Below are 5,143 nucleotides of genomic sequence, written 5' to 3'. Positions count from 1 at the left end.
CGGGGCCGGGCGGCGGGGCCGGGCGGCAGGGCTGGGCGGCGGGGCCGGGCGTCAGTGGCCTTCGGCCTGCTGGGGCCGGGAGCCGGACCTGCTCGGCGCCGGTCCGGCCGGCGAACCGGCCGGCGGCGGGCTCGCGGTGACCGGGGCCGGCGACGCGGTCTTGGGCGGCATCAGCTCGGAGTAGGTCTGGCCCGGCTTCAGCTGCCGGTTCTGGAACAGCTCCGACACCGTGACGAAGGTGAAGCCGCGCTTCTTCAGCCCCGCGATGACCGCCGGGATCGCCTTCACGCTCGGCTTGTGGATGTCGTGGAACAGGATGATGCCGCCGGGCTGCGGCTCCTTGATCCCGACCCGGGTGTCGCGGGCGGTGTTCAGGTAGCGCCAGTCCTCGGTGTCGACGCTCCACAGGATCAGCGGCATCCCGATGGTCTGCCCGACGCGCCTGTTCGTCGCGCCGTACGGCGGGCGCATGACCGTCGGCTTCACCCCGCCGGACGCCCTGGTGATCGCGTCCTGGGTGCGCTGGATCTGCGACTTGACGGCCGCGAGCGACAGCGTGGTGAGCTGCGGATGGTCCCAGCTGTGGTCGCCGATCTCGTGGCCCTCCATCACCTCGCGGCGCACGGCCGCCGGGAAGGCGCGGGCGTTCTGCCCGAGGAGGAAGAACGTGGCGCGGACACCCTGCTGCTTCAGCACGTCGAGCAGCCCGTTCGTGTACGGGCCCGGGCCGTCGTCGAACGTGAGCGCGACGCACTTGGTCCGGTCGCAGTCGATCTTCCGCTGGGCCGGCGGCCGCTGCGGGCGCGGCGCCGTCCGCGCCTTCTTCCCCGCCGCGATCTGGTGGCCGGCCGTCCGCGCCTGCTTCTTCTCCGCGTGGCCGCATCCCGAGACGAGCAGGAGACCGGCCGCGACGATGGCGAAATTCCTGATCCGCACCACGCACCCCCGTAACGTGTTGCCTCGGGCGGCTTCTTACCCTGCGCCTCACTCGCAACACACGTCACCAAGGTCCGCATTGTCGAGATCGTCCTTGGGGGGCGCGACGGGGGACGCAGTCCCCATCATGCGGCCGGGAGCGGCCCCCGGCGCCACCCCGGGTGAGGGAAGTGTCGCCCTCCGGTTCCTCCACCGGCACTTCCCGGCGGCCGTGAACTCCCGGCGGCCCTGCGGGTGATGACGGGTGACCGTGCGGCGACCCGCACGGCGAACCGCAGAGGACGGAGCCGTATGACCGTCAGCCCACGCGCCCCGGCACCGCCGGGCGCCCCCGCCGAACCGCCGGAGGACGACGCGCGCCTCATCGAGCGGTCCCGGCACCGCCCCGAGGACTTCGCGGCGCTCTACGACCGGCACGCGCCGGCCGTCCACCGGTACGTCGCGCGCCGGCTCGGCGAGCAGGCCGCCGACGACGTCGTCGCCGAGACGTTCCTGGCCGCGTTCCGGCGGCGCGGCCGCTACGACCTGTCCCGCCGGGACGCGCGCCCGTGGCTGTACGGGATCGCGGCGAACCTCATCGGCACGCACCGCAGGTCGGAGACGCGGATGCTGCGGGCGCTGGCCCGCACCGGCACCGACCCGGTGGCCGACGCCACGGACCGGGTGGACGCGCGGGTGAGCGCGGCGGCCGCGTCCCGGCCGCTGGCCGGGGCCCTGGCGGAGCTGTCGCGCGGCGACCGGGACGCTCTGCTGCTGGTCGCCTGGGCGGACCTGTCCTACGAGCAGGTCGCCGAGGCGCTGTCGATCCCGGTCGGGACGGTGCGGTCCCGGCTGCACCGGGCGCGCCGGAAGGTCCGGGAGGCGCTCGGCGGCGCCGACCCGACGGATGTCCAGGAAGAGGCAGGCGAATGAACGACCTCGAGGAAGTCCGCGCGTTCCGGGCGGGGGTGCCCGAGCCGGGCCGCGACCGGCTGGCGCCCGGCCGGGAGCGGCTGGTCCGGAAGGCGCGCCGGTCCCGGTTCAGGGCTCCGGCGTGGCGGGTCGGTCTGGCCGCCGGGGTCGCGGTGGCCGGGTCGGCCGCCGCGGCGGCGGTCGTGATGGACCGCGGCGACCCGGCGCCGCCGCCGATCGCCGCACGCCCGGTGAGCGCGACGCAGGTGCTGGAGCGGGCCGCGAAGACCGTCGCGGGACGGCCCGACCACCGCCCGGCCCCGAACCAGTGGGTCTACACCAGGACGTACCAGGCGGGCCAGAAGGGCGCCCCCTCGTTCATGCAGCACCTGGAGAGCTGGGTACGGTTCGACGGCCGAAAATCCGCCCGGTACAGCGGCGTCCCGGGCAAGAGGCCACACCTCGAGGTCACGAGTGTGGAGCGGGACGGTGACAGCGAGGAGCGTTCGCCCGCGCAGTGGTACGACTACCTGCGCGCCCTGCCGGACGACGCGTCCGCGCTGCTGGCGGCGATCGACCGGCGCGCGGAGTCCTACAACGCCGAGGCCCACGGGCGGCTCTACAGCACCGAGGACGGCCGGGACCAGTGGGTGTTCGGCCGGCTCGTGGACTTCCTCGGGCAAGGGCCGTCCACGCCGCAGTCACGGCGCGCGACCATCTTCCGGGCGCTGGCCCTGATCCCGGGCGTGCAGGTGAAGGAGGGGACGAAGGACGCGCTCGGACGTCCCGGCATCACCGTCTCCCGCACGGGTCCCGACGGGACGCGCGAGGAGTTCGTGCTGGCGGACGGCACCTACGACTACCGCGGGACGCGGACCGTCGAGGTCGTGGACAGGCGGCTTCCGACGCTCCCCGGCAAGCGGGGCCCCGAGATCATCCGTGCCGGAACCGTCCTGAACGAGCAGGCGGTCGAGGCGACCGCGGTCGTCGACCGCCCAGGCCAGCGGCCCTGACCCCGGCGCACGCCGCCCTCGCTCGTGAGGGCGGCGGGCGGCCGGGGGCCGAGGGCTGGGGCGCCGGGGGCCGGGTCAGCGGACGGGCCAGTCCGGGAGGTTCTGGGGCAGGTCCTTGCTGACGCGCATCGGGAACGCGGCGGGACGCTTCTCCAGGAACGAGGTGACGCCCTCGATGGCGTCGGCGCCGCCGCCCAGCTCGGCCATCAGGCGGGAGTCGGCGGCGTGCGCGTCCCACGGGGACGGCGCCGACAGGCCCGACCACATGAGGCGGCGGATCGTCGCGACCGACACCGCCGAGGTGTTGTCCGCGATCTCGCGGGCCAGCGCGTACGCGGCCGGGAGCAGCTCGTCCGGGGCGAGGACGCGGGAGACGAGGCGGCCGGCGAGTGCCTCCCGCGCGTCGAACACGCGGCCGGTCGCGGCCCACTCCATCGCCTGCGCGATCCCGACCAGGCGCGGCAGGAACCAGCTCGACGCCGCCTCGGTGACGATGCCGCGGCGCGCGAACACGAACCCGAACTTCGCCTTCTCGCTGGCCAGCCGCACGTCCATCGGCAGCGTCATGGTCACGCCGACGCCGACCGCCGCGCCGTTGAACGCGCCGATGACCGGCTTGAGGCAGCGCGCGACGCGCAGCGCGACCGTGCCGCCGCCGTCGCGCGGGGTGCCGTCCTCCAGCACGTCGTCCTCGCCGGCGAACATGTCCTTCGACCTCTCCTTGTCGAAGGTGTCGCCGCCGCCGCTGAGGTCGGCGCCCGCGCAGAACGCCCGGCCCGCGCCCGTCACCACGACGGCGCGGACGTCGTCGTCGGCGTCGATGCGGTCGAAGACGTCGAGCATCTCGTTGCGCATGGTGAACGTGTAGGCGTTCATCTTGTCGGGGCGGTTCAGGGTGACCGTGGCGATCCCGTCCTGAACCTCGTACTCGATCTCGGCGTAGGCCACGTGCGTCCCCTTCTCGCGCCGGCGGATTTCCGAATGCGATTCTAGGAACTCCGGCGGGGGCGCGTCAGACCCGGGCCTCCGGGAACATGCGCAGGACCACGTCGCGGCGCCACTCGTCCAGGCCGCCCTCGTGCCCTTCGGGCGGCAGGAGCATGATCCCGCCGTTCCGGTCCGGCCGCAGCCGGACCGGCACGCCCGGGGGCAGCGTCAGCTCCATCGGGTGGTCGCGGGACGCGGCGAACACGCGCGCCGCCTCGCCGAGGACGCGCGCCCAGCCCTGGCCGAGGTAGGGCGGCAGGCCGTCCGCGCTCAGCTCCGGCAGCCCGTGCTCGACGAGCCCGGCGGTGCGCAGCGCGAGGCCGTCCGGCCGCTCGGCGCCGACGATCCGCACGACATCGGGCTTCCCCATGGCCCGGACGATACGGGACGCGCCGCGGTGACGCAGGTCACCCGGCGGCCCCGGGCGGGGGGATCCGCGCACCCGCCGATGCCATGTCCGATAAATTACGACAGTGAATTGGGCCGTGACGTACGACTCCGCCTTCGGGTACGTCTCCGCGCACGGCGCGCCCCTGGTCGACCTGCTCGACCCGCAGCCCGGCGAACGGATCATCGACCTCGGCTGCGGCACCGGCGCGTTCAGCGCGGAGATCGCCGCCCGGGGAGCCGAGGTGCTGGGCATCGACGGCAACCCGGACATGGTCGCCCAGGCGAGCGCGCTGAACCCGGGCATCTCCTTCATGCTGGGCGACGCGCACACCTTCACCATCACCGACGCCTGCGACGCCGTCGCCTCCAACGCCGCGCTGCACTGGATGACCCGCGACCCGGACGCGGTGATCGCCCAGGTGCATGCGGCGCTGCGGCCCGGCGGCCGGTTCGTCGGCGAGCTCGGGGGCGAGGGCAACTGCGCCGAGCTGGTCGCCGCGATGCAGACCGCCTGGCGCGTCTTCGGCCTCGGCGAGCCCGAGCTGCCCTGGTACTTCCCGAGCCCGGCCGAGTACGCGACGAAGCTGGAGGAGGCCGGCTTCACGCTGCGGCTGCTGGAGCACGCCGAACGGCCGAGCCAGATGACCGAGGGGCCGAACGGCGCCGCCGACTGGGTCCGCGCCTACGCCGCCCGCGCCCTCGCCGACGTCCCGCCGGAGCTGGTCGAGCCGCTCCTCACCCGGGTGAACGACCTCGCCGCGCCGGCGCTGCGCCGCGAGTCCGGCTGGGTCGCCGACTACGTGCGGCTGCGGTTCGCCGCCGTCCGCAAGCCGGACGCCCCGCCCATGCCCGAGGCCCCGCCCGTCCCGCCGAACCCGTCGGCCGCGTCCGCGCCCGCGCCCGAACCGCCGCCGCCCGCGCCGCCG

General features: G+C 74.9%; 6 protein-coding genes. 3 read left to right on the top strand and 3 right to left on the bottom strand.

The features are described 5' to 3' along the window. Nucleotides 1-51 precede the first annotated feature (51 nt). Complete coding sequence (locus tag F9B16_RS49080) at nucleotides 52-936, bottom strand: polysaccharide deacetylase family protein (protein WP_225992655.1); 885 nt, start codon at nucleotides 934-936, stop codon at nucleotides 52-54. Nucleotides 937-1,227: 291 nt separating this feature from the next. On the opposite strand from F9B16_RS49080, the gene F9B16_RS49075 reads away from it, so the two are divergent. Together F9B16_RS49075 and F9B16_RS49070 are read left to right on the top strand one after the other, a co-directional pair. Then, entirely contained in the window at nucleotides 1,228-1,848 is a 621-nt protein-coding gene (locus F9B16_RS49075; protein ID WP_151547128.1) for an RNA polymerase sigma factor, read from the top strand. Continuing rightward, on the top strand, nucleotides 1,845-2,840 hold the full coding sequence (locus F9B16_RS49070; RefSeq protein WP_151547127.1) for a CU044_5270 family protein: 996 nt from the start codon (nucleotides 1,845-1,847) through the stop codon (nucleotides 2,838-2,840). The genes F9B16_RS49075 and F9B16_RS49070 overlap by 4 nt, the downstream gene beginning before the upstream one ends. 75 nt (nucleotides 2,841-2,915) lie before the next feature. On the opposite strand, the gene F9B16_RS49065 is transcribed toward F9B16_RS49070, so the two are convergent. Then, on the bottom strand, nucleotides 2,916-3,788 hold the full coding sequence (locus tag F9B16_RS49065) for a crotonase/enoyl-CoA hydratase family protein (RefSeq protein WP_151547126.1): 873 nt from the start codon (nucleotides 3,786-3,788) through the stop codon (nucleotides 2,916-2,918). Nucleotides 3,789-3,852: 64 nt separating this feature from the next. Continuing rightward, nucleotides 3,853-4,197, bottom strand: a complete 345-nt coding sequence (locus tag F9B16_RS49060; protein ID WP_151547125.1) for a hypothetical protein — start codon at nucleotides 4,195-4,197, stop codon at nucleotides 3,853-3,855. 103 nt (nucleotides 4,198-4,300) lie between these two features. On the opposite strand from F9B16_RS49060, the gene F9B16_RS49055 reads away from it, so the two are divergent. Beyond that, the coding region (locus F9B16_RS49055; protein ID WP_151547124.1) for a class I SAM-dependent methyltransferase at nucleotides 4,301-5,143 on the top strand (843 nt) is incomplete at its 3' end.

Origin of the sequence: Actinomadura montaniterrae (assembly GCF_008923365.1) — a bacterium.
GTDB lineage: Bacteria > Actinomycetota > Actinomycetes > Streptosporangiales > Streptosporangiaceae > Spirillospora > Spirillospora montaniterrae.
This window is presented reverse-complemented; position numbering and strand designations above follow the sequence as displayed.

Excerpts from the sequence above, each read along its gene's own strand:
- F9B16_RS49075 (WP_151547128.1), top strand. The coding sequence starts at position 1,228 with ATGACCGTCAGCCCACGCGCCCCGGCACCGCCGGGCGCCCCCGCCGAA.
- F9B16_RS49070 (WP_151547127.1), top strand. The coding sequence starts at position 1,845 with ATGAACGACCTCGAGGAAGTCCGCGCGTTCCGGGCGGGGGTGCCCGAG.
- F9B16_RS49060 (WP_151547125.1), bottom strand. The coding sequence starts at position 4,197 with ATGGGGAAGCCCGATGTCGTGCGGATCGTCGGCGCCGAGCGGCCGGAC.